The sequence below is a fragment of the Bacteroides sp. An269 genome (genome assembly GCF_002159755.1).
Taxonomy (GTDB): domain Bacteria; phylum Bacteroidota; class Bacteroidia; order Bacteroidales; family Bacteroidaceae; genus Phocaeicola; species Phocaeicola intestinalis.
Genome location: NZ_NFJG01000016.1, coordinates 1 through 23,260 on the forward strand (window position 1 = coordinate 1; position 23,260 = coordinate 23,260).

The window sequence follows — 23,260 nt, forward strand, 5'->3', positions numbered from 1 at the left end:
GCTCCTGTTCTTCGTCAGATAGCCCGCTATCTTCCTCATCACAGAAGCGAAAATGCCTCAAAAACTCATCCCAAATCATCGCACGATAAATTCAAAACAGCTTCTAAGAGCCTGTTTAAATTTATCCGCAAAATGCCAATAGGATGAAGGTGAAATGCATTCATCCATAAATTCTAAAGACAATATGAAACTGAAAAAACTATTCTTTACACTTGCCCTCATGCTGGGCTGCATCAGCGCATCGGCACAAACCGATTCTACCTTCTACATCAAAGGACCGATGGGACGGCTGGCGGCACGCCTGCAGCTCCCAGCACTCCAACAAGGAGAAAAATGCCCGATGGTCATACTCTGCCACGGATTTACCGCCAATATGCAAGGACCCTTGTTCGACACCATCAGCGACAAGCTGACAGAAGCCGGAATCGGCGTAGTGCGTTTCGACTTCAACGGACATGGAGCAAGCGAAGGTGATTTCATCAATATGACCGTCCCCAATGAAATAGACGATGCACTGGCCGTCATAGCCTTTACACGCAACCTGCCGCAAACCGCCAGCATCTCCCTGCTGGGACATTCGCAAGGAGGGGTGGTTTCGGCAATGACCGCAGGACGACTGGGCAAATATGCCATCCGGAGTGTAGTACTGATGGCACCTGCCGCCGTATTGCGCGATGATGCCCTGCGGGGCAACACAATGGGAGTCGTATACGACCCCTGGCACGCCCCTGAATACATCACCATGCCTTCAGGACACAAACTGGGAAGAAACTACATCCAGACCGCCCTCGAACTGCCGATATATGAAACGGCAAGCCGGTACGACGGCCCTGTACTTGTGATACATGGAATGGACGACCGGATAGTACCTTACACTTACGGAGAAAGATTCCACCAGACCATGAAGAAAAGCGAAATGACCCTGATACCGGGAGAGAACCACGGATTCGGCGCCAACTTGCCATATGCCACCTCTGTAGCTTCTTCGTGGCTGATAAAAAAATTGAAAGACGGAAAATAAGAACCCGGCACCACTTGGTGCCGGCTTAACTTCTGCAAAGTTCTTTTAAAGTTCGGAAAAGCAGACGAAGCACATTTGGAACTGAAGCATAAAAAATCTATATTTGCTTGCTAATATTAAGAAGGAAATAATGAAACGAGTAAGTTCACTAACCGCTATACCCGCCGAAACCCACTTCATAGCAGGCATTGATGTAATCGGTAATCTTAAGAAACTTTTCGAAACTCCAGAGCAGATATCAGGGTGCCTGATATTGCTTTGTGTAAGAGGAAAATGCAAAATCACCATCCACCTGACCCAATACGAACTGAAAAAGAATACGATAGCCGTAATCTATCCCAACCAGTTCGTACAGATAACAGAGGATACACCCGATTGCCGGTTCGCCTTTGTCGGATTCTCCTCCACACTGATACAGCACCCTTTCCTGTTTTCCAACACAATACAGTATGCCCCCTCTATTCTGGAAGAACCGGTCATCAGCTTGTCTCCTGAAATGGCAGACCTGTTCGGCGATTATTTCAAAGTACTGATAAAGGCAAAAAGGCTGGGCAATGTGCTGATAAGGGAAGAACAGCTTCCGCTGATTCTGACCGGACTGATTATTGAATTGGGAAATATCAACAGGCAAGAACCACTGGCAAAAAACGCCCAGCATTATACACGCAGCCAGGAAATCGTGAAAGAACTGATACGTGTCGTAGTAGAAAACTACAAGACCGAACGGAACATCTCGTTCTATGCCGACAAAATGCATCTTTCGCCCCAACACCTGAGCACCACCATCAAAAAAACAACAGGAAGGACGCTCACCGACATCATCTCGGCATTCGTCATCAAGGATGCACAAGCCAAACTACGCTCCACCGAACTGACCATACAGGAGATTGCCTATTCGCTGAACTTTCCCGACATCTCTTTCTTCGGGAAATACTTCAAGCGCTATACCGGAGTATCGCCCAAACAATACCGCAATATGAGGTAGGGGACTTATTAGGTGACTAGGTGACTAGGGACTAGGTGACTAGGTTTCAGATACCATTGGGTCACCTAGTACCTAGTTCCCTAGTCACCTAGTACCTAGTCACCTAGTTCCCTAGTCACCTAAAAAAACTAAACCACCTCAATCCCCTGCTCCGCGCAAAGCTTGAGGCTCAGTTCTTTCAGCTTGAACTTCTGTATCTTTCCGCTTCCCGTCATGGGGAACTCCTTGACGAAGAAGATATACTTCGGTATCTTGTAGCGGGCAATCTTGCCCTCGCAGAACTCGCGCACGTCGAACTCGTTCATCGTGCAGCCCTCGTGCAGGATGATGAAGGCACCTACCGCCTCGCCGTATTTCTTCGACGGCACACCTGCCACCTGCACATCCTTGATGCCCGGCATCTGGTAGAGGAACTCCTCTATCTCGCGCGGATAAATGTTCTCGCCCCCGCGGATTATCATGTCCTTGATGCGCCCCGTGATGCGGTAATTTCCGTGCTCGTCCTTCACGCCCAAGTCGCCCGAGTGCAGGAAACCGTTCCGGTCTATCACCTCGGCGGTGGCCTGCGGGTTCTTGTAATACCCCTTCATGTTGTTGTAGCCCCGGTTGCACATCTCGCCCTGCACGCCTACGGGACATTCCTCGCCCGTCTCGGGGTCGATAACCTTCACCTCGGTAAACTCAAAGTCACGCCCCACGGTGTTGAAGCGCACCTCGGCAGGGTCGTCTATGCGGCTATGCGTCATGCCCGGCGAAGTTTCGGTCAGCCCGTACACGCTGGTCACCTTCATATACATCTTCTCCTCCACCTGCTTCATCAGCTCCACGGGGCAGAGCGAGCCTGCCATGATGCCCGTACGCAGGCACGAAAGGTCGAACATGTCAAACATCGGGTGGTTCAGCTCGGCGATGAACATCGTAGGCACACCGTAAAGCGCCGTACAGCGTTCCTTATGGACGGATGCCAGCACCACCAGCGGGTCGAAACGTTCCACCATCACCTCCGTACAGCCGTGGGTGAGGCAATTCATCGTGGCAAGCACCACGCCGAAACAATGGAACAGGGGCACACATACGCACAGCTTGTCGTCTTGGGTAAACTTCATGTGCTCGCCCGTCAGGAAACCGTTGTTGGCAATGTTATAATGCGTCAGCATCACGCCCTTGGGGAATCCCGTGGTGCCCGACGTGTATTGCATGTTCACCGTGTCGTGGCAGTTCACTTTCTTCTTGGCTTCCGCCAGCACATCATCCTCGATGTTGTTCCCCAGGAGCAAGATTTCCGCCGTATTATACATCCCGCGGTATTTCTCCTGCCCGATATAGATAACGTTGCGCATGTAGGGGAAGCGTTTGCTCTTCATGTGCCCGCGCTCGAAAGTCTTCAGTTCGGGCAGCATCTTGTAGGTCATCTCCACAAAATTGCTGTCCCGCTCACCGTCTACGATGCAGAGGGTATGCATGTCCGAGTTCTCGCACAGGTATTCCAGTTCCGCCTGCTTGTAGTTGGTGTTCACCGTAACGGCTACGGCACCTATCTTGGCACAGGCATAGAGGAAGGTCAGCCAGTCGGGCACGTTTTTCGCCCAGATGCCCACATGTGTGCCATGGGTCACCCCGATGGCAAGCAGCCCCTTTGCCATGTTGTCCACACGGCGGTTGAACTGGCTCCACGTAAAGCGCAGGTTGCGGTCGGAATAAACCAGGTATTCTTTGTCCGGCGACACGGCAGCCCAGTGTTCCAGCCAGTCGCCCAATGTCCGTTCTGAAAGTTGAATCATAATATTTAAGTTTTCACCACAGATTACACAGATTAAAAATAATCGATTCATTCACCACAGACACAGATTTAATTAATAATGAATAACGGCGGATGTTTCCGTTGCCAAGTATTAATTGTTAATTATTAATTGATAAAATCTGTGTAATCTGTGGTGAAACATACATCCACCGTCAAACCGGTGTATAAATCACCGCCAGAATCTGTGCCGCCTGTCCTTCGAAGGCATGCACGTGATGCGGCACGATGGAGTCGTAATAAATCGTGTCCCCCTCTTCCAGCAGGTAAGTATATTTCCCGTAATTGATTTCGAGCGTTCCTTTCAGCACCATGATGAACTCCTCCCCTTCGTGTGCCGACAAGGTAAAGGCATCGTTGTTCGCATCGATGTCGATGATGAACGGTTCCATGTGGCGGTCCGCCTTGCTGCGCGAGAGCGAATGGTAGTGCATGTGCTGGCGTGCGTCGACGGCATTGTTCGAAAAGCTGATGGTGTCGTCCGCTTCTCCGCGGCGGCACACCACGGGGCCGTCTTCTTCCGACTGGTCGTCAAGGAAAGTCCCCAGCCGTACACCCAGTGCGCGCGCTATCTTCAGCAGCGGGGCAAGCGAGGGGATGTCAATGTTGTTTTCTATGCGTTCAATCTGTCCGGCGGTAAGCCCTGTACGTTCCGCCAGTTCGTCGATGCTGATTTCCTTGGCGGTGCGCAAATCCTTTATTTTTTCTCCGATAATGTTCGTGCGGTCCATAGTACGAATATTTTTATAAATTATACCGCCGACAAAGATAATAAAGTTTTCTTAATTGACAATGAACTGACATGCTAATGTGCCAATGTGTCAATAATAATGAGATAATGTGCCAATAAATTATGAGATAACAAGCCATCCTGCCGGTGTGTCGGGGATGGCTTGAAGGGCCGGCTTTCACAAGCAGACCCTGCATATAGAGCATGAAAGTCATAAATCTGCCTCTGCGCCTCCACCCAAGGCATGATACAAGTTGATGACACCCTGGATTTCCTGATAACAGTCTGAAGCACAATCCAGCCTTGCAGACAAGAGCGACTGGCGGGCGGTGAGCACTTGCAGGTAATTGGTCGTGCCGTATTCCATCAGCAGTTCAGTGTCGTGAACTGTTGTTTGCAGATGCTTCACCTGTTCCTCGTCCAGCCGGATACGTTCACGGGCGGTTTGCCATTGGATAAGAGCGTTATTCACTTCTTTTCCGGCATCGAGCAGCGATTGACGGAATGTGAGCAAGGCTTCTTCCTGTTGTGCCTTCGCTGTTTTCAGATTGGCAATGTTCTGCCCACGATTGAATATAGGCTGTACTAAAGACCCGATGGCTTGCAGCAGCCAACTCCCCGGGTTTGTAACGACGGCTCCTCCGTTATTGGTCCAGCCTGCCGAACCGCTTAACGTAATGCTGGGATAAAAAGCGGCACGTGCCTGGTTGGTGGCATAAAAAGCCTGTTTCAATGCTGCCTCAGCCTGCCGGATGTCGGGACGGCGGGAGAGCAGTTCGAGAGGCACCCCTGTAGACAGGCGTTGAGGAAACCGCTGATTGCTCAGGTTCCCGCGCTGGATACGGTGAGACACTTCGCCCAAGACGGAAGACAAACTGTTCTCTGTTTCGGCTATTTGTTGTTGCAGGCTGAGCAGGGATGCTTCTGCCGAGGCACGGCTCGCCTCTGCCTGGCTTACGGTGGCACGGTCGGCTTCACCTGCCTGCATCAGTACATAGAGGCTATGAACGTAATCTTTCCAGCTTGCAACCGTTTCGGATGTGATGCGCTCCTGTTCGTCCAGCATCAGGAGGGTGTAATAACTGTCCGCTACAGTGGCTATCAGTTGGGTTTGTACAGCTTGACGGTAAGCATCGCTTTCCTCCAGTGCGGCACGTGCGCTGCGTTTGGCATTGGTCAGTTTGCCGAAAATATCTATTTCCCAGCTTGCCGAAGCCCCTACCTCGTATGTCTTGCTGGTTTTGCTGCCATCCAGGTTGCTCAGTGTGCCTTGAGGGTCAAGCTGTACGGAAGGGAGGTAAGCAAGTTTGGCAGAGACAAGCTGTGCCTGCATTTCTTTCACTTTCAGGTAAGCGATACGCAGGTCGGTGTTCATTTCCAATGCCTGTTGTATCAAGGCTTGCAGATAAGGGTCGGTGAAAAGTTCTTTCCACGACAGGTTTGCGACCGAAGAAGCGGTATCAGCCTTTACTTCTGTCCGGTAAAGACTGTCCGCCGCTACGGAGAGTTCCGGGCGTTCGTATCGGTTGTAAATGCCACAACTTCCCAATAGACATACCGTTGCGGCTGCGAATAATAGTTTTCTCATATATATAAAGGTGTGTCGAAATAAAAATATATCAGAACATCATACCTTGCTTTTTGCGGGCGCGATACCATACCGTGTATGGCGGTGCGTCCACAAATCGCAAAGCAAAAAGTTAGTCATCATCGTGCTTTCTTGCAGGCATCAACCGTTCCTGCATGGCTTGGAAGACGATGAACAGTGCAGGTACTGCAAAGAGTAAGGCAAGGGTGCCCACAATCATACCGCCTACCACTCCGGTACCCAACGAAATGTTTCCATTGACTCCGGCACCCGAAGCGAACACCAAGGGCAGCATACCAATGACCATACAGAGAACGGTCATGATGATGGGGCGCAAGCGGACAGTTGCGGCGGATACGGCTGCCTGGGCAAGACTCATGCCTTGCCGGCGGCGTGTGGCTGCATATTCGGTGACCAGAATCGCTGTTTTTGCCAGCAGTCCGATGAGCATAATCAGTCCGGTCTGCATGTAGATGTTGTTCTCCAGCCCACACAGGTTACTCAGGGTAAAGCTTCCCAACAGCCCAAACGGCACACTCAACATAACCGCCAAAGGAATGAACAGGCTTTCGTAAAGAGCGCAAAGGATGAGGTAGACGAATACGATGCAGATGGCGAACACGATGATGGTATTCGAACCGCTTCCCGCCTCTTCGCGGGTGATGCCTCCGTATTCGTAACCATAGCCCACGGGCAAGGTCTGTTGCGCCACTTCTTCCACCGCCTTGATGACATCGCCCGAGCTGTAGCCGTCGTTCATCATGGCGTTTACCTGGATGCTGCTGTACAGGTTGAAGCGTGTCAGGGTTTCGGGACCATACGTCTTGGTCAGGGTAACGAACTGCCCGATAGGAGCCATTCCTCCCTCATCGGTGCGGACAAACATGTTGTTGAGCGCATCGGTGTCCAGGCGGAAATTCTTGTCTGCCTGCACATAAACGCGGTAGAGCTTGGAGAAACGGTTGAAGTTGGACGAGTAGCTGCCTCCGATATACCCCGACATCACGCTCAATACATCGGTGGGCGACACGCCCATCCGCTTGCACCGTGCGGCGTCCACCTCCACTTTATATTGGGGAAACTTCGTGTCGAAGGTGGAATAAGCCGTTTGCACTTCGGGACGCTGGTTTAGTGCGGCGATAAACTTGTCGGCATGGCTTTTCAGGGTCGTGATGTCGCCTCCGGCACGGTCTTGGATATAGACTTCCACACCGCTTCCTGTGCTATATCCCATGATGGTGGGTTGGGCAAAGGCGAAAAGTTTGGCACTGTGTACGTTGGCGGTACGACGGTATATCTCCTCGATGACGGCGGTGATGTAGTCTTCGTCCTCCTGCCGTTCGTCCCAATTTTTCAGCTTGACGATGAGCATACCGCCGCTGGCTACCTGTCCTCCCAACATGCTGTAGCCCGCCACGTTGGAGTAACGCTCTATCTGTGGGATGTCCTTGAGGCAGGCTTCCACTTCCGCCATAGCCTTGATGGTTTGCGACAGACTGCTGCCCGGAGGCGTGGTCACGTTGACGAAAACGGTACCCATGTCTTCATCGGGCACCAGTCCGGTTTTGGTGTTTTTCATCAGCACCGCAAGCAGGGCGATGGAAGCGATGACTCCCGCGCCTACCAGCCACTTGCGTCGGAAGAACCATTTCACACCGCTCTTATAACGCAGCACGAGGCGGTTGAACGAGGCTTCGAATGCCTGGTGGAACCAGGACGAGAAACTCAGCTTCTGTCCGCTCGCCTTATCGGCATGAGGAGTCATCAGCAGGGCGCAGAGGGCAGGACACAGCGTCAGTGCATTGACGGCGGAGATGCCTACCGCTACCGCCATGGTCAGCCCGAACTGCATGTAGAACGTACCGCTGGTGCCACCCATGAACGAAGTGGGGATAAACACCGCCATAAAAACTAATGAGGTAGTGACGATTGCCGTCGCGATGCCGTCCATCGCCCGGTTGGTTGCCTGATAGGGCGAGCGTATGCCTTCATCGAACTGTGCCTGCACCGCTTCTACAACAACAATTGCATCGTCGACCACCGTCCCGATGACCAATACAAGGGCAAACAAGGTCAGCAAGTTCAGCGAGAATCCTGCCACGTAAAGGAAAGCAAATGTTCCCACCAGCGACACGAGAATGGATATGGTCGGGATGATGGTGGAACGGACGCTTTGCAGGAAAACGTACACTACGAGAACGACAAGAATAATGGCTTCTATCAACGTCTTCACCACTTCGTGGATGGAAGCGTCGAGAAACTCTTTCGTACTCATCAGGTCGACCAGCACCAGCCCTTTGGGCAGTTCCTGCTGCACTTCTTCCATCAGTTTGTCTATCTCGCTGATGATTTCGTTGGCGTTCGAGCCTGCCGTTTGCGAAATCATGGCGGTGGCTCCCGGATGTCCGTCTACTTCACTGCTGTGGCTGTAGCTTTGCGTCCCCAGTTCCATGGTGGCGATGTCTTTCAGGCGGAGCACTTCACCACTTTCCAAGGATGTAATGACCAGATTGCCGAACTCTTCGGGCTTCTCGTAGCGTCCGCGGTATTTCAAGGTATATTGGAACGCGTTTTCCGAATCCTCACCCAAAGTACCCGTAGCGGCTTCCACGTTCTGCTCGTCGAGCACAGCCGTCACATCGGCAGGCACCAGTCCGTATTGCGCCATCTTTTGCGGGTCGAGCCAGATGCGCATGGCGTAGTCATCTCCCATGACATTGACGTTTCCCACGCCGCTGATACGCGACAGCCGAGGCTCGATGTTGATTTTGAAGTAGTTGTTGATGAATGTCTGGTCGTACGAGTCATCGGGCGAATAGAGGGCGATGATTTTCAGCATCGAGTTCTGCCGCTTTTCTACTGTTACACCGATTTGGGTCACTTCGGCAGGCAGCAGTCCTTCGGCTTCGCTCACACGGTTCTTGGTGTTGATGGTCGCCATATCGGGGTCGGTGCCTTGCTTGAAGTAGACGGTGATGTCGCCGGCACCGGTATTAGTAGAGGTGGAAGTCATGTAAATCATATCCTCTACGCCGTTGATGGCTTCTTCCAGCGGGACGACAACCGATTTCTGTACGGTTTCGGCATTGGCACCGGTGTAAGTGGTCGATACCATGACGGTAGGCGGTGCGATATCGGGGTATTGCTCCATCGGCAGGTTGGCCAAACCGATAAGCCCCACCAACAGAATAAGCACCGATATCACACAGGCAAGGATGGGCGGTTTATAAAAGTTTGTAATTTCATAATCGTTTTCCGTTAAAATCATTCATTAGACAAATGTTATCAGTTATTGCTTTCCGATAGCAATCGGTGTACCTTCTTGCAGAAGCCCTGCCCCTTCCGCTACAAAAACATCGCCGGCTTTCAGTCCTTGTGTCACGATGTATTCTTTACCGTCGTTGACCGGGAAGACGGTAACAGAAGCCGATGTCGCTTTACCGTCTACCACGCGATAAACAAACACTTTGTCTTGTATTTCATAGGTTGCCTCCTGCGGCACAACAAGCACGCTGTCCATCCGGTAAGGGAAGACAATGGTTCCGCTTCCCCCGTTCCGCAACATCCGTTCGGGGTTGGGGAAAGTGGCACGCAGGCTGACCGCTCCGGTTCCGGTATCAATGGTGCCGCTTATCGCGTCTATCTTTCCTTTGTGGGTGTACATCAACCCGTCGCTCAGGCAAAGCGATACTTCCGGCATCTGCTTCATTGCCTCTTCCAAGGTCCCGCTCTCGCGCACCAGTGTCAGTATCTGATTTTCGGTCATCGAGAAATAAACATACATTTCTTCATCATCCGACACCGTGGTGAGCGGTGTGGTGATGGAAGCGTCTACCAGTGCGCCTACACGATAGAGTATCATGCTTGCCACCCCGTCTACCGGACTTTTCACTTCTGTATACGACAAATCATTCCGTGCGCTGGTTTCGGCAGCCTGCGCCTGCTCCAATGCGGCTTCGGCTTCCAGCAACGAGTTGCGTGCCGTTTGCAGGTCGAAAGCCGACACGACGTGTTCCTCAAACAGATTTTCCTTGCTGTTTGCCGTCATCTTAGCGGTGGCAACAGATGCTTCCGCACTCTTTACATTGGCTAGAGCCGTTTGCAACGCCGCCTGATAAGGCACTTGGTCGATAACGAAGAGAGTTTGTCCTTTGCTAACTTTTGCTCCTTCTTCGATGCATACATTAGTGATGGTGCCGCTTACCTGAGGACGTATCTCCACGCTTTGCCGTCCGTTGATGACGGCGGTATAATCGCGCGTCAGCGTACGGCTTTCCACCGCCACAGTCATGGTCTTGTAGGTGCTCTCTCCTGCACCTGCCGGTTTTTCCTTGCAGGACGTTGCCAATAGCAGACAACCGATTCCTGCACATGCTAACATTCTTTTCATTCTTAATTTGCTTTGCTTTTTTAACTTAAAATTTGCCGCAAATGTAAACAGTGCTATCGGTATGCTTTTGGTTACGATTCACATATTGTTGGTTTCAATCCGGAGCTTAAGGCTTTTTTGCTTTAATAGTTCTAATAAGTGGAAAAAGGCTTTGGAAGACAACTGGGTTCTGTTATTTTTGCGAAAAATCAAGCAATGATGGAAAGTCTTAAGGAAAAAGTGGTAGCTTGGATTCGCAAAGATCTGTCTTCTGACGGGCAACTGGACTGGGCTGCCTACAACAATAGTCTGGTAATGGTCCGTATGGAGGGAACAGATTTCCGCTTGTCCGGCGAATGGGTACCTGACGGATGGCATGTGTTCTTACAGGTGCACGAAGGTGAATTGAGGCTGACAGTCAATGGCGAACGTTTGGGATTTGACTCTCCGGTATATGTGGATTTCTTGAGAAACCGCAAATGGGCAAATGTGACGCTGGCAGGGAAATATCGCACCTCTTTCATCGTAATGGAGCAACACTTTTTCATGGAGACCACTCTCCCGATACGCAATAAAATAGCAGAAGGAATGGAACAATTTGCCAAACATCCTTTTACTTCGGTAAATGCAGATGAAGACCGTGACTTGTCCCGACTGGAAGAAATGATGTTCTCTACCCTGTCAGCAAATTCTCATCTGTTTTGCCGTGAACTGATACAGGCATTGGCTTGTGCCTGGCAGTATGAGTTGTGGAATATCTTTTTTCATCGCCAACAAGATGTCCGTTCCACCATAAATCCGCATTGGAACGATGTTATTTCGCAATTCTTCTACTTAGCTCACACGTATTGCCGCGAGCAGCACAGAGTAAGCTGGTATGCCGCACAACTGGGCGTATCGGCAGATGCCTTGTCTGCCGACTTGAAACGGCTGCACGGAAAGACGGCAAGTGCCATGCTGGAAGAATTGCTTGCCGCCGAAGCAAAAGTCTGTTTACACAATCCGGCACTATCTGTGCAAGACGTGGCGGAAATGCAGCACTTCTCCGACCAGTCGGCATTCGGAAAATTCTTTAAGCGGCATTGCGGCATATCACCTGCTGTTTTCAAGAAACGGCACATCGAAGAAAACAATTCATAATTGTACTTTAGCGGCATCAAAATGTGCATCTTCTGACTCTGAGAAATGCTTGCCAACCACCGCCCTTCCAGATAATATCATAGCAAGACGCAGCCGGTTGCGGAAGCCTGCGGATATAGGTGCGGCGCCAAACGCATATAGGTTCATCCGCTGTAAGATTATTAATCTTCAGGCTGCAAGATTATTAATCTTACAAGCGGAAGATTATTAATCTTACACCAGACGAGGTTATCCCAATGTTTTTAGAAGCTGTTTTGAATTTCTCCAAAAAGTTTTTCTTGGCTTGATGTATCCGTTTTCGTGTGTGCTTTGGGCGATTTTTTGGTCCTTTCCGCTCCTGTTCTTCGCCAGATAGCCCGCTATCTTCCCATAGTAAAGATGCAAGATTTTGCGTCTCTACAAAAACTCATCCCAAATCATCGCACGATAAATTCAAAACAGCTTCTTAATTGCAACATTTTTGCGAATGGGATTATATATGGGAGTTTTTCTTAAAATTGTAGTAGCTATATAAAAAAGAAAAAGAGGCCATCTCTAGTTTTTTGAGACAGCCTCTTATCTATGTATAGTAACTTATATTACTTATTCAGAGCCAAAGCCACATTCACAGCGCAAGCTACGGTACATCCTACCATCGGGTTGTTACCGATACCGAGGAATCCCATCATTTCTACGTGTGCGGGAACTGATGAAGAACCTGCGAACTGAGCGTCTGAGTGCATACGGCCCATCGTGTCGGTCATACCGTAAGAAGCAGGACCTGCAGCCATGTTGTCCGGGTGAAGTGTACGGCCTGTACCGCCACCTGATGCTACTGAGAAGTAAGGCTTGCCGGCAAGTACACGTTCTTTCTTATATGTACCTGCTACCGGATGCTGGAAGCGGGTCGGGTTAGTAGAGTTACCTGTAATAGATACGTCTACGTTTTCGTGCCACATGATAGCTACACCTTCACGAACATCGTCGGCACCGTAGCATTTTACTTTCGCACGCGGACCGTCTGAATACGGAGTTTCGTTTACGATGTTCAGTTTACCGGTGAAGTAATCGAACTTCGTCTGAACGTATGTGAAGCCGTTGATACGAGAGATAATCATAGCGGCGTCTTTACCCAAACCATTCAGGATGCAGCGCAACGGGTTCTTGCGGACTTTGTTTGCCATTTCGGCAATCTTGATAGCACCTTCGGCTGCGGCGAATGATTCGTGGCCTGCCAGGAAAGCAAAGCACTGTGTTTCTTCGCGGAGCAGACGGGCTGCCAGGTTTCCGTGACCCAGACCTACCTTACGGTCGTCTGCTACAGAACCCGGAATACAGAATGCCTGCAAGCCGATACCGATAGCTTCGGCTGCGTCAGCAGCGTTCTTGCAGCCTTTCTTCAGTGCGATGGCGCAACCTACCACATAAGCCCACTTTGCATTTTCGAAACAGATACCTTGTGTTTCCTGACAAGTCAGATAGGGGTCGAGGCCTGCTTCGTCACAGATCTTGTTAGCTTCTTCAATGTCTTTGATGCCGTTTTCGTTCAATGCAGCCAGAATCTGCTTCATACGACGGTCTTGACTTTCAAACTGTACTGGTCTAATCATAATCTGTGTCCTCCTATTATTCTTTACGTGGGTCAATATATTTAACTGCGCCTTGTTCGGGTTTGAAGCGGCCGTAAGTTCCGGTAACAGCTTTCAACGCTTCGTTAGCGTCAACACCCTTCTTCACTTGTTCCATGAACTTGCCCATGTGAACGTATTCATAACCGATAACCTGGTTGTCTTTGTCAAGAGCCATACGGGTGATATAACCTTCGGTCAGTTCCAGATAACGGGTACCTTTGGCTTTTGTACCATACAATGTACCGGTCTGGCTGCGGAGACCTTTGCCTAGGTCTTCCAGTCCTGCGCCGATTACCAAGCCGCCTTCTGAGAAAGCCGACTGAGTACGGCCGTAAACAATCTGCAGGAACAGTTCACGCATAGCCGTATTGATAGCGTCGCAAACCAAGTCGGTGTTCAATGCTTCCAGGATGGTCTTGCCCGGAAGGATTTCAGATGCCATGGCAGCAGAGTGAGTCATGCCCGAGCAACCGATGGTTTCTACCAGACATTCTTCGATAACGCCTTCTTTTACGTTCAGCGTCAGTTTGCAAGTACCCTGCTGGGGAGCGCACCATCCCACACCGTGGGTCAAACCTGAAATGTCTTTGATTTCTTTTGCCTGAATCCATTTCCCTTCTTCAGGAATAGGAGCCGGACCGTGGTTAGGTCCTTTTGCGACACAACACATGTGTTCAACTTCGTGTGAATAAGTCATATTCGTTACGTTTTATTGAGTAATAAAAAATAAGTAGTTCTTAGTCGGGTCTCAGAGGCAGTCCCTCTTGATTCCGCACGCAAAGTTAGTTGTTTTATTGATTTATGCAACGGGACGGAACGAACTTTTTGTCGCTTTTTAATGATATTTTTTATGAGACTTGCTGTTTTGTAATGTCAACTTGGCAAAATCTTTTTCGTATATGGCCGAAAAGCCTTATCTTTGCGGCGTGATTTCTATCGTATAATAATCGAACACAGAGACGCAGAGGCACAGAGTTTTTATATTATAGGAATAAAGAGAGTAAAAAGAAAATATTCAGACTTTATTTCTCTGTGTTTCTGTGTCTCTGTGTTCAAAAAGAGAAACAAGAAGATGGAAGAAAAGAAGATTACAGTAAGCGATGAAGCGTTGCGCCGGGCGGCAGGTGAAGGGATGGACGAGTTTCTGCAAGTGTTTACCGACCGCTATCTGGAAGTGACGGGCGGGCAAATCGATGCCGGCACGATGCCTTTGCTCAACGGATGGCAGCATACGCTTTTGGGATACCGCCTGTTTTGCGAAGAAGTGGGCGAGGGCGGTTTTGTACAACTTATCCAGAACGGATACGGTCCTTACATCTTTCTCAACCCTTTTGCGAAGGCGATGCGCCTGATGGGGGCGAAGGAGTTCTCGAAGCTGGTATACGCGGCGCGGAAGATTTACGAGGAAAACCGCGAGGACTTGGAGCGTGAGTGTAGCGAAGATGAGTTTATGGCAATGTACGAGCGTTACGAAGTGTTTGATGAGCTGGAAGAGCGGTTCATGGAGATGGAAGAAGAGGTGACCGGGCAGGTGGCGCGGTATGTAGACGAGCACTTAGAGCAGTTTGCCGAAATAGTGAAGGATGAAGAGTGAAGCATGAAGCATTGGCTATGTGCTTTCGTGGGGCGTTGCATATAGGTGCAAGTGCCGGTGCACGTACTTTCATCGGGCGATGAAGATAGGTGTATGGAGCAGTGAAGATGATTGGTTGAAAAATATACGTTAAAAAACGTAAACCGATGCAGTATTTTCAGCATCTTTGCATTCTAGCTAAAAAGTTTATCAAATTAATTGCAAAATCAAATAAAAAAGGAAGAACATGAAAAAGTTTAAATTGAGCGTGCTGGCTATGGCATTGACAACAATGTTGGGATTTACTTCTTGCTTGGATAATGGAGATTCGGATTATGGAGGTGTCGGCTATGGTGCTGAAATTGTGCGGAACAGTAGTTATTTGGGTACCCATTCATTTGTCAACCAATATGGTGCCGTATACGAACCGCTGAATGCATCGCAAGTGACAACCTGGCCTTCTACAGAATTTTCTTATATTATGTATTCTTATGAAGCCGAGGAAGTGACTGATACAACCGATAATAGAATAAATGTGACATTGATGACATTGGCTGCGGTTAATGACGGATCTGTGCTTGCACGCCGTCCGACGGATACGGATGCCAATGCACCGGTAAATTACTTTGCTACAGGAGATGGAAATGCGGTGGCTTTTTATCAATTGAACGATATGATTCTTTCTATCAACTTCTTCCGTCGGAATGTAGACAATGATGAGGTATTGGAGGAAATAGACAAGCATCAGTTCAGTTTGTATTATAATGCGGAAGAAGATTTTACAAGTTCCTCAATGACATTCTATTTACGTCATAATGTAACGGATCTGCAAGATGATGATAACTTCAATGTGACAGTATCCAATTTGTACCATTTTAATATGGCTTCGGCATTTGCCCAATATCAGCAGATGTTCGGTAAAGAACCGACACGAATCGTTATTTCATACGAGCAAAATTCTTCAAATGGAAGCTATGAGGATAATATGGTGGCGGATCGTACTTATGAGTTCAATTATGAAGATATGGTGAAAAATTATAAGACGTGGCTGGAACGCTAATCTTATTCAGAGGCGGACAATGCTTGTGTAATTTATTCTAAGTGCCAAACTTTAAAAGCCGGGCAATATTTGTCCGGCTTTTATTTTGAAAAGTGCAGGGTTTTCTGCATCTTTGTAGGCGCTAACCCGAATTTGAATTTGTAAAGGAATAGTATATGAAACACATGAAATATGGACTGCTTGTTGCAGGATTGAGTCTTATGTTGGGAGTTACTTCATGCTTGGATGGTGGAGATAACAGTACAACGGTGTCGTATTATGAAATAGTAAAGAAAGATGCTTTAACCGGTACTTATACCAGCCAGATGGGGTATAAGGTTGCTCCGTTAAATCCGCAGGATTTGGAAGACCTGCCTTGGGCTTCCGATTATATTCAGCTGTATTATTCGTACGATTACGGACAGGACATGTCGGGTGGAGAGATTGACGCGAATGTTTATGGCTATTCGCTGATAAGGGAGGGGCAGTGGCTTCCTCAGTCTCCGGCTGAAGGCGATGCCAATGCGCCGATATCCGATGTGGTATTGGATTCTGATAATAAGCCATACGACTTTTTTTATAAACAGGACGATATCTTCCTTCCGATAGAGCTTTTTGTGCGTAAAGAAGTGGACACAAATGATTTGGAGCAACGCGAAGCGGAGATGGCCCAACACGAGTTTGCCTTGTATTATGATGCCGACAAGGATTTTTCGGAAAGCGGCATGACTCTTTATCTGCGTCATAAGATGCTGAATGTGGAAGAGGATGATGAGTTTACCCAGCTTTCGGGAGGATGGTGGCACTTCAATATTATCGATGCCATGGCACGTTATCAGGAAAAGTACAGCAAGCGTCCGGACAAGATAACGATTTCATTCGAACAGAATACGAAAGACGTAAGTTATGCCGATAATCTGGTTTTGGAAGGAAAGGCAGAGCTTGACTATCAGAAGATTGTCGAATTTAATGAAGCATTGTCGGGAAGCAAGGGGATATCCAAGTTGCTTCGCGGCAAGAGATGAATTTTTTCATCCCAAAGTGCAAAGAAATAAAAATAAAGCCGGGCATTTGGGTGCCCGGCTTTATTTTTAGCACTTTTTTTGTACATTTGCATCCTAAGAAGAGAGAAGTGACTATGTATAAAGGATTATTTCATCAAATCGTCTCCCTGCTTTCGGCACCGGGAGAGGCTTGGGACAAGATAATGGAGCGTGGAGGTGTACGCGACATCCAGTCGGGATTTGTTTATCCGCTTATCGGGCTGTGCGGGTTGTCGGAGTTTATCGGTACGTTCATCGGGAGAGATTTTTCCTCGCTGATGTTCCAGTTGGCACTTACGCGGTGTTGTGCCGTAGCGGTGGCGTTGTTCGGCGGTTTCTTTCTGTCTGCCTATCTGCTCAACAAGCTGGGCATGGGCTGGCTGAAACGGGGTGACGCATACGGAAAGATGCTGGTGTTCGTGGGCTATTCGATGGTAGTCACGTTCGTGCTCGACATCATCAGCGGGCTGGTGTCCATCGACTTGCTCCACTGGATATTGCAAATCTATACCCTCGTGGTGGTGTTCGAGGGAGTGCGTCGCTGGCTGGAAGTACCCGAACGGCAGCAGATGGCATTTACCATTGTGGCCACACTTGTTATACTGATTTGTCCGGCATTGATAGAATATCTGTTTAATCAATTATCTGTAATTTTGAACTGATGAAAACAAACGCAAGCAACATAAATATCAAAAACAAACGTGCCTCGTTCGATTACGAGTTTATCGACACCTATACGGCAGGCATCGTGCTGACGGGTACCGAAATCAAGTCTATCCGTCAGGGCAAGGCGAGCCTGGTCGATACGTTCTGTTTCTTTTCGCGCGGCGAGTTGTGGGTGAAGAACATGCACATCGCCGAATACTTTTACGGTTCGTACAACAATCATGCGGCACGGCGTGACCGCAAGCTTTTGCTTACAAAGAAAGAGCTTCGCAAGCTGGAACGTACTTCGGCAGAGCCGGGATTCACTATCGTGCCTACCCGTATGTATATCAACGAGAAGGGGCTGGCAAAGGTGGTCATTGCCCTTGCCAAAGGAAAGAAGCAATACGACAAGCGCCAGAGCCTGAAGGAGAAAGAAGACAAGCGGATGATGGACCGGATGTTTAAACGATAATTTTAGGGACTAGTTGACTAGGTACTAGGGACTAGATTTTGAATAGTTTCGCTAATTGTATTTATAACCTAGTCACCTAGTCCCTAGTCAACTAGTTCCTAAGAAAAGAAGCAATGAAAACAATACAAGAACAGATAAACGAACGTATCTTGGTGCTGGACGGGGCGATGGGAACCATGATTCAGCAATACGGACTGACGGAAGAGGATTTTCGTGGAGAACGGTTCCGCGAGGTGCCCGGCATGTTGAAAGGGTGCAACGATGTGTTGTGCCTGACCCGTCCGGATGTGATAGCAGATATCCACCGTAAATACTTGGAGGCAGGTGCCGATATTATCGAGACCAATACCTTCAATGCCACCCGTGTGTCGATGGCAGATTATCATTTGGAAGGGTATTGTGCGGAAATCAACCGTGAGGCGGCACGTCTGGCACGCCGGCTTGCCGATGAATATACGGCAAAGAATCCGGAGAAGCCACGTTGGGTGGCAGGGTCGGTAGGCCCTACCAACAAGACCTGCTCGATGAGTCCCGATGTGAACAATCCTGCTTACCGTGCCCTGACCTTCGACGGGCTTGCCGGGGCTTATCTGGAACAGATGACGGCATTGCTGGAAGGTGGGGTAGACACGATTCTGATAGAAACCATTTTTGATACCTTGAATGCGAAGGCGGCTATCTGTGCCGCAGAACAGGCGATGGAGCGATGCGGACGCAAGGTGCCTCTGATGCTTTCGGTCACGGTCTCGGATACGGGCGGACGTACCCTTTCGGGACAAACGCTTGACGCATTCCTGGCTTCGGTGCAGCATGCCGATATCTTCTCTATTGGGTTGAACTGTTCGTTCGGTGCCAAGCAATTGAAGCCATTCCTGGAGCAACTTGCCCGCCGCGCGCCTTATTATATCAGTGCATATCCCAATGCCGGGCTTCCCAATACGCTGGGACAATACGACCAGACTCCCGAAGAAATGGAGGGGGAAGTAAAAGAGTACATCGATGAGGGCTTGGTGAACATCATCGGTGGATGTTGCGGAACGACCGAAGCCTATATCCGGCGGTTTGCTTCGCTGGTGGAAGGCAGAAAACCGCATCAACGGGTGGATGCTTCGAAGTATTTATGGCTTTCGGGCTTGGAGTTGCTGGAAGTTACGCCCGAAATCAATTTCGTCAACGTAGGCGAGCGGTGTAACGTGGCAGGCTCGCGCAAGTTCCTTCGGCTGATTAATGAAAAAAAATACGAGGAAGCTTTGTCCATCGCCCGCAAGCAGGTGGAGGACGGAGCGTTGGTGATTGACATCAATATGGACGACGGTTTGCTGGATGCCGCTCAGGAGATGACCACCTTCCTGAACCTCATCGCATCGGAACCCGATATCGCGCGCGTACCTATTATGATAGACTCGTCCAAGTGGGATGTGATACTTGCCGGGCTGAAATGCGTGCAGGGCAAAGGCATTGTCAATTCCATTTCATTAAAAGAAGGCGAAGATGCCTTTATCGGACATGCCCGTACGGTCAAGCAATATGGCGCGGCGGTTATTGTCATGGCTTTTGATGAGAAAGGGCAGGCGGATACCTACGAGCGGAAGATAGAAGTGTGTAGCCGCGCGTACCGGATTTTGACGGAGCAAGTAGGCTTCCGGCCGCAAGACATCATCTTCGACCCCAACGTGCTGGCGGTAGCTACGGGGATGGAAGAACATAATAATTATGCCGTCGACTTTATTCGTGCAACTGGATGGATCCGGAAGAACCTGCCGGGAGCACATGTCAGCGGGGGAGTGAGCAACCTGTCTTTTGCCTTCCGTGGGAATAATTACATCCGCGAGGCGATGCATGCCGTATTCTTGTATCATGCGATAGCACAAGGCATGGATATGGGTATCGTCAATCCGGCATCGTCGGTGCTTTATACCGATATTCCTGCCGATATTTTGGAACGTATCGAAGACGTGGTGCTGAACCGCCGTGCCGATGCTGCCGAACGGTTGATAGAGGTGGCGGAAAAGCTGAAGGCGGAGAAAGAGAATGCCGGAAATGCACAGGCGGCAGATGCTCATTTGGCATGGAGAAACCATGCGGATGTGGATGCGCGCCTGCAATATGCGTTGGTGAAAGGCATCGGCGATTATCTGGAAGAAGACTTACAAGAGGCTTTAGGAAGCTATCCCGATGCGGTAAGCATCATCGAAGGACCGCTGATGAAGGGTATGAACCAGGTAGGGGAGCTGTTCGGTTCGGGCAAGATGTTTTTGCCTCAGGTGGTAAAGACGGCACGCACGATGAAGAAGGCGGTATCCATCTTGCAGCCTTACATCGAAGCGCAGAAGAAAGAAGGGGCGAAGAAGGCAGGAAAGGTGCTGGTAGCTACGGTAAAGGGAGATGTGCACGACATCGGGAAGAATATCGTGTCGGTCGTGATGGCGTGCAACAATTACGAAATCATTGACCTGGGTGTGATGGTTCCCGCCGAGAAGATTGTAGAAACGGCGATACGTGAGAAAGTCGACATCGTAGGATTAAGCGGATTGATAACCCCTTCGTTGGAGGAAATGGTGCATGTGGTGCGCGAGCTCGACCGTGCCGGCGTGCATATTCCGGTGATGATTGGAGGGGCTACGACTTCAAAGCTTCATACGGCACTGAAGATAGCTCCGGTCTATCACGGGCCGGTAATTTATATGAAAGATGCATCGCTGAATGCTCCCGTTGCCGCCCGCTTGCTGAATCCGGCAACGCATGATGCTTTTGTAAAAGAATTGGCAGGTGAATATGAGGCACTGCGTGAAGGCAACAAAGAGAAGCAGGTAAAGTTTGCATCGCTGGAAGAAGCCCGGAAAAACAAGCTGGAGCTTTTTTAAATGAAGAATTAAGAATGAAGAATGAAAAATGCCATTCGGCTGAAAACGATTCTTCATTCTTCATTCAAAAAGTTTTTCCGCTTGCGCCAATGTTTCCGGTTTTCCGATATCTATCAGGTGAAGATTTTGTGCTATGTATCCACCGATGCGTGCTTCTTTGCAGGTTTGAAGATAGAAGTCGGTAATGGAAAATTTTCCGGTCCAATGTCCGTCCATATACCGGAAAAGGGAAGGTGAGATGACATGGATTCCGCTGAAGGCATACGCTTCGTGTTGTTCGGGATGATAGACAAAACCGTTGGGCTTGGTTTGCAGGGTCTGTTTGTTTATCCAGCCGCAAAGGCGGGCATTGTCTTTATCGAACAACAAGTAGCGTGAGGTTTCCCGTTGGCTGACCAATAAGGTTGCATCGTTTGTGCTTTGCCGGTGATAATCGTATAAGTCTTTCAGGTCGGTGTCTGACAATATATCCACATTATGCACCAAAAAAGGCTCATTGCCGCTAAAGAAAGGAATGGCTTTCTTGATGCCTCCGCCCGTATCCAGCAATTCTTCTCTTTCATCACTGATGCGAACCGTAATGCCGAAGTTCTGGTGGGCTTGCAGGAAGCTGATGATTTGTTCGCCAAAGTGGTGGATATTGATGACGATTTCAGTAAATCCGGCTTGCTTTAGCTTTAGGATGACATGTTGCAGCATGGGGATTCCGTTTACAGGAACCAATGCTTTGGGTATCCGGTCGGTCAAGGGCTTGAGCCGGGTTCCCAGACCGGCGGCAAATATCATGGCTTTCATGTTTAAGTAGATGTTGAGAATTAGTTATATCATCTGTCAGTTCAGAAACGCGGATTAACACGGATTTTCGCAGATGATTATTCTATTTATCTGTCCTTAATCTGCGTTAATCCGCGAAAATCTGTGTTTCGAATAGTATCATTTATTTTGTATACTTACTTAGTATTTGTAAGTGATATTTTGTTCGCGGTGGTTCACTTCTACGTTTACTCCGAATTTTTCGTGGATATGCTGTGCCACATGTTCGGCTGCATAAACCGAGCGGTGTTGTCCGCCTGTACATCCGAAACAGATGCTCAGGTGGGTAAAACCTCTTTCCAGAAAGCGTTGCACATGGGCATCGGCCAGTGCGTATACGTGTTCTAAGAAGGTCAGTATCTCTCCGTCTTCTTCCAGGAACCGGATAACCGGCTCATCGCGTCCGGTCAGTTGCTTGTAGGCATCGTATTTGCCCGGATTGTGGATGGCACGGCAATCGAATACATATCCGCCTCCGTTTCCGGACGGGTCTTCCGGAATCCCTTTCTTATAGGAAAAGCTCATGACCCGCACCGTAAGCTTGCGCTTGTTCAGTTCGGTGGCATATACGGGAAGCCTGGTTAATTGTTTCAGCACTTTGCATAGGTAAGGATATGCCGGAAAATCCTCTTCCAATAATTGGTCCAGGTTTTCGATGGCATACGGGATGCTTTGCAGGAAGTGTGGCTTCTGTTCAAAGTAACCACGGAATCCGTAGGCACCCAATACTTGTAAGGTGCGGAAGAGGACGAATTGCCTTAACTGTTCCCTAAAGTAGGATTCGGGCATGGGGCAATAGGCATGAAGGGCGTCCAAGTAGTCGTGTATCAGCTCTTCACGTAAATGTTGCGGGAATCGTGCTTTGGCTTGCCATAAGAATGAAGCCACATCGTAATAAACGGGTCCTTTCCGTCCGCCCTGAAAGTCGATGAAGTAAGGTTTCCCTTCCCGTATCATTACATTACGGCTTTGGAAGTCGCGGTACATGAAGGTGGAAAATGTATCGGCAAGCAATACTTGCGTCATGTTTTCGAAATCGTCTTCCAGTAAATTTTCCTGAAAGTCAATGCCCGTGGCTTTTAAGAAGCAATATTTGAAATAATTCAAGTCCCACAGGATGCTGCGCCGGTTGAATTCAGCTTGCGGGTAGCAGACGGAGAAATCCATGTCTTCCGCTCCTTCGAATTGTATGCGTGGAAGCAGGCGGATGGTTTGTTTCAGCAAGGATTTTTCTTCGTTGCTGAATGTACCTGTTGTACGTCCGTGCCCAATGGCTTGAAACAGGGAGATGTCTCCCAGGTCTTCTTGCAAGTAAGCCATGGCATCGTCGGTTTGGGCATAAACGTGCGGAACGGGCAACCCTTTTGCCTCGAAGTGTTGTGCCATGTACAAGAAAGCACGGTTCTCAGCTTCCGATGTGCCATATACGCCTATCAGTTGCGGGTTTCCTTTCAGGCGGTAATAATTGCGGTTAGAGCCTGCGCCAGCCAATGGTTCGATGTCTTCGGGGAGATGTCCGGTATATGTTTGGTACAGTGTTTGTATGTTTTCTTGATGCATAAGTCGT

18 protein-coding genes are annotated in these 23,260 nt (G+C 49.2%); 9 read left to right on the forward strand and 9 right to left on the reverse strand.

The features are described 5' to 3' along the window. Positions 1 to 184: 184 nt before the first annotated feature. Both B5F71_RS05155 and B5F71_RS05160 read left to right on the forward strand, forming a co-directional pair. Entirely contained in the window at positions 185 to 1,021 is an 837-nt protein-coding gene (locus B5F71_RS05155) for an alpha/beta fold hydrolase (protein WP_087208277.1), read from the forward strand. A 130-nt stretch (positions 1,022 to 1,151) separates the two neighbouring features. Then, complete coding sequence (locus B5F71_RS05160) at positions 1,152 to 2,006, forward strand: AraC family transcriptional regulator (RefSeq protein WP_087208279.1); 855 nt, start codon at positions 1,152 to 1,154, stop codon at positions 2,004 to 2,006. Between the two features lie 128 nt (positions 2,007 to 2,134). On the opposite strand, the gene B5F71_RS05165 is transcribed toward B5F71_RS05160, so the two are convergent. The 5 genes from B5F71_RS05165 to B5F71_RS05185 all read right to left on the reverse strand — a co-directional run bounded on the left by B5F71_RS05165 (position 2,135) and on the right by B5F71_RS05185 (position 10,512). Then, positions 2,135 to 3,787: an AMP-binding protein gene (locus tag B5F71_RS05165; protein ID WP_022040132.1), complete on the reverse strand. Its 1,653-nt coding sequence runs from the start codon at positions 3,785 to 3,787 to the stop codon at positions 2,135 to 2,137. A 172-nt stretch (positions 3,788 to 3,959) separates the two neighbouring features. Then, the gene (locus B5F71_RS05170; RefSeq protein ID WP_013617556.1) at positions 3,960 to 4,535 is read right to left on the reverse strand and encodes an XRE family transcriptional regulator; all 576 of its coding nucleotides are present in this window, start codon (positions 4,533 to 4,535) and stop codon (positions 3,960 to 3,962) included. Positions 4,536 to 4,745: 210 nt separating this feature from the next. Continuing rightward, positions 4,746 to 6,122: a TolC family protein gene (locus B5F71_RS05175; protein ID WP_087208230.1), complete on the reverse strand. Its 1,377-nt coding sequence runs from the start codon at positions 6,120 to 6,122 to the stop codon at positions 4,746 to 4,748. A gap of 112 nt (positions 6,123 to 6,234) precedes the next feature. Next, entirely contained in the window at positions 6,235 to 9,390 is a 3,156-nt protein-coding gene (locus B5F71_RS05180; protein WP_087208232.1) for an efflux RND transporter permease subunit, read from the reverse strand. Positions 9,391 to 9,411: 21 nt separating this feature from the next. After that, positions 9,412 to 10,512, reverse strand: a complete 1,101-nt coding sequence (locus B5F71_RS05185; protein ID WP_164488570.1) for an efflux RND transporter periplasmic adaptor subunit — start codon at positions 10,510 to 10,512, stop codon at positions 9,412 to 9,414. Positions 10,513 to 10,707: 195 nt separating this feature from the next. On the opposite strand from B5F71_RS05185, the gene B5F71_RS05190 reads away from it, so the two are divergent. Beyond that, on the forward strand, positions 10,708 to 11,631 hold the full coding sequence (locus B5F71_RS05190) for a helix-turn-helix domain-containing protein (RefSeq protein ID WP_087208236.1): 924 nt from the start codon (positions 10,708 to 10,710) through the stop codon (positions 11,629 to 11,631). A 578-nt stretch (positions 11,632 to 12,209) separates the two neighbouring features. On the opposite strand, the gene B5F71_RS05195 is transcribed toward B5F71_RS05190, so the two are convergent. After that, on the reverse strand, positions 12,210 to 13,220 hold the full coding sequence (locus tag B5F71_RS05195; protein WP_087208238.1) for a GGGtGRT protein: 1,011 nt from the start codon (positions 13,218 to 13,220) through the stop codon (positions 12,210 to 12,212). A gap of 16 nt (positions 13,221 to 13,236) precedes the next feature. Beyond that, positions 13,237 to 13,938: a hypothetical protein gene (locus B5F71_RS05200; protein WP_087208240.1), complete on the reverse strand. Its 702-nt coding sequence runs from the start codon at positions 13,936 to 13,938 to the stop codon at positions 13,237 to 13,239. Positions 13,939 to 14,313: 375 nt separating this feature from the next. On the opposite strand from B5F71_RS05200, the gene B5F71_RS05205 reads away from it, so the two are divergent. The 6 genes from B5F71_RS05205 (at position 14,314) to metH (ending at position 20,880) form a co-directional block, all read left to right on the forward strand. Beyond that, the gene (locus B5F71_RS05205; RefSeq protein WP_087208241.1) at positions 14,314 to 14,835 is read left to right on the forward strand and encodes a DMP19 family protein; all 522 of its coding nucleotides are present in this window, start codon (positions 14,314 to 14,316) and stop codon (positions 14,833 to 14,835) included. A 226-nt stretch (positions 14,836 to 15,061) separates the two neighbouring features. After that, positions 15,062 to 15,874, forward strand: coding sequence for a hypothetical protein (locus B5F71_RS05210; RefSeq protein WP_087208243.1), 813 nt, complete (start codon positions 15,062 to 15,064; stop codon positions 15,872 to 15,874). Positions 15,875 to 16,029: 155 nt separating this feature from the next. Next, positions 16,030 to 16,878 carry a hypothetical protein gene (locus B5F71_RS05215; protein WP_143269850.1) on the forward strand — a complete coding sequence of 283 codons (849 nt, stop codon included), beginning with the start codon at positions 16,030 to 16,032 and terminating at the stop codon, positions 16,876 to 16,878. Between the two features lie 113 nt (positions 16,879 to 16,991). Then, positions 16,992 to 17,558 (forward strand): Yip1 family protein, encoded by a 567-nt coding sequence (locus B5F71_RS05220; protein ID WP_087208281.1) that lies wholly within the window; start codon positions 16,992 to 16,994, stop codon positions 17,556 to 17,558. Then, a complete protein-coding gene (smpB, locus tag B5F71_RS05225) occupies positions 17,558 to 18,016 on the forward strand; it encodes an SsrA-binding protein (RefSeq protein ID WP_013616098.1) in 459 nt (152 codons plus the stop codon). Before B5F71_RS05220 ends, smpB begins: the two co-directional genes overlap by 1 nt. 113 nt (positions 18,017 to 18,129) lie before the next feature. Beyond that, on the forward strand, positions 18,130 to 20,880 hold the full coding sequence (metH, locus tag B5F71_RS05230) for a methionine synthase (protein WP_087208247.1): 2,751 nt from the start codon (positions 18,130 to 18,132) through the stop codon (positions 20,878 to 20,880). 60 nt (positions 20,881 to 20,940) lie between these two features. Here the strand turns inward: metH and B5F71_RS05235 are convergent, their stop codons facing one another. Further along, positions 20,941 to 21,675 carry a nucleotidyltransferase family protein gene (locus B5F71_RS05235; protein ID WP_087208250.1) on the reverse strand — a complete coding sequence of 245 codons (735 nt, stop codon included), beginning with the start codon at positions 21,673 to 21,675 and terminating at the stop codon, positions 20,941 to 20,943. Between the two features lie 159 nt (positions 21,676 to 21,834). Beyond that, positions 21,835 to 23,253 carry an RNase adapter RapZ gene (locus B5F71_RS05240; RefSeq protein WP_087208252.1) on the reverse strand — a complete coding sequence of 473 codons (1,419 nt, stop codon included), beginning with the start codon at positions 23,251 to 23,253 and terminating at the stop codon, positions 21,835 to 21,837. Positions 23,254 to 23,260: the final 7 nt, after the last annotated feature.

Coding starts and splice junctions, on each gene's coding strand:
- B5F71_RS05240 (WP_087208252.1), bottom strand. CDS start 23,253: ATGCATCAAGAAAACATACAAACACTGTACCAAACATATACCGGACAT.
- B5F71_RS05175 (WP_087208230.1), bottom strand. CDS start 6,122: ATGAGAAAACTATTATTCGCAGCCGCAACGGTATGTCTATTGGGAAGT.
- B5F71_RS05170 (WP_013617556.1), bottom strand. CDS start 4,535: ATGGACCGCACGAACATTATCGGAGAAAAAATAAAGGATTTGCGCACC.
- B5F71_RS05180 (WP_087208232.1), bottom strand. CDS start 9,390: ATGATTTTAACGGAAAACGATTATGAAATTACAAACTTTTATAAACCG.
- B5F71_RS05165 (WP_022040132.1), bottom strand. CDS start 3,787: ATGATTCAACTTTCAGAACGGACATTGGGCGACTGGCTGGAACACTGG.
- B5F71_RS05190 (WP_087208236.1), top strand. CDS start 10,708: ATGATGGAAAGTCTTAAGGAAAAAGTGGTAGCTTGGATTCGCAAAGAT.
- B5F71_RS05235 (WP_087208250.1), bottom strand. CDS start 21,675: ATGAAAGCCATGATATTTGCCGCCGGTCTGGGAACCCGGCTCAAGCCC.
- metH (WP_087208247.1), top strand. CDS start 18,130: ATGAAAACAATACAAGAACAGATAAACGAACGTATCTTGGTGCTGGAC.
- B5F71_RS05195 (WP_087208238.1), bottom strand. CDS start 13,220: ATGATTAGACCAGTACAGTTTGAAAGTCAAGACCGTCGTATGAAGCAG.
- B5F71_RS05215 (WP_143269850.1), top strand. CDS start 16,030: ATGAAACACATGAAATATGGACTGCTTGTTGCAGGATTGAGTCTTATG.
- B5F71_RS05205 (WP_087208241.1), top strand. CDS start 14,314: ATGGAAGAAAAGAAGATTACAGTAAGCGATGAAGCGTTGCGCCGGGCG.
- B5F71_RS05185 (WP_164488570.1), bottom strand. CDS start 10,512: ATGAAAAGAATGTTAGCATGTGCAGGAATCGGTTGTCTGCTATTGGCA.
- B5F71_RS05155 (WP_087208277.1), top strand. CDS start 185: ATGAAACTGAAAAAACTATTCTTTACACTTGCCCTCATGCTGGGCTGC.
- B5F71_RS05200 (WP_087208240.1), bottom strand. CDS start 13,938: ATGACTTATTCACACGAAGTTGAACACATGTGTTGTGTCGCAAAAGGA.
- smpB (WP_013616098.1), top strand. CDS start 17,558: ATGAAAACAAACGCAAGCAACATAAATATCAAAAACAAACGTGCCTCG.
- B5F71_RS05210 (WP_087208243.1), top strand. CDS start 15,062: ATGAAAAAGTTTAAATTGAGCGTGCTGGCTATGGCATTGACAACAATG.
- B5F71_RS05160 (WP_087208279.1), top strand. CDS start 1,152: ATGAAACGAGTAAGTTCACTAACCGCTATACCCGCCGAAACCCACTTC.
- B5F71_RS05220 (WP_087208281.1), top strand. CDS start 16,992: ATGTATAAAGGATTATTTCATCAAATCGTCTCCCTGCTTTCGGCACCG.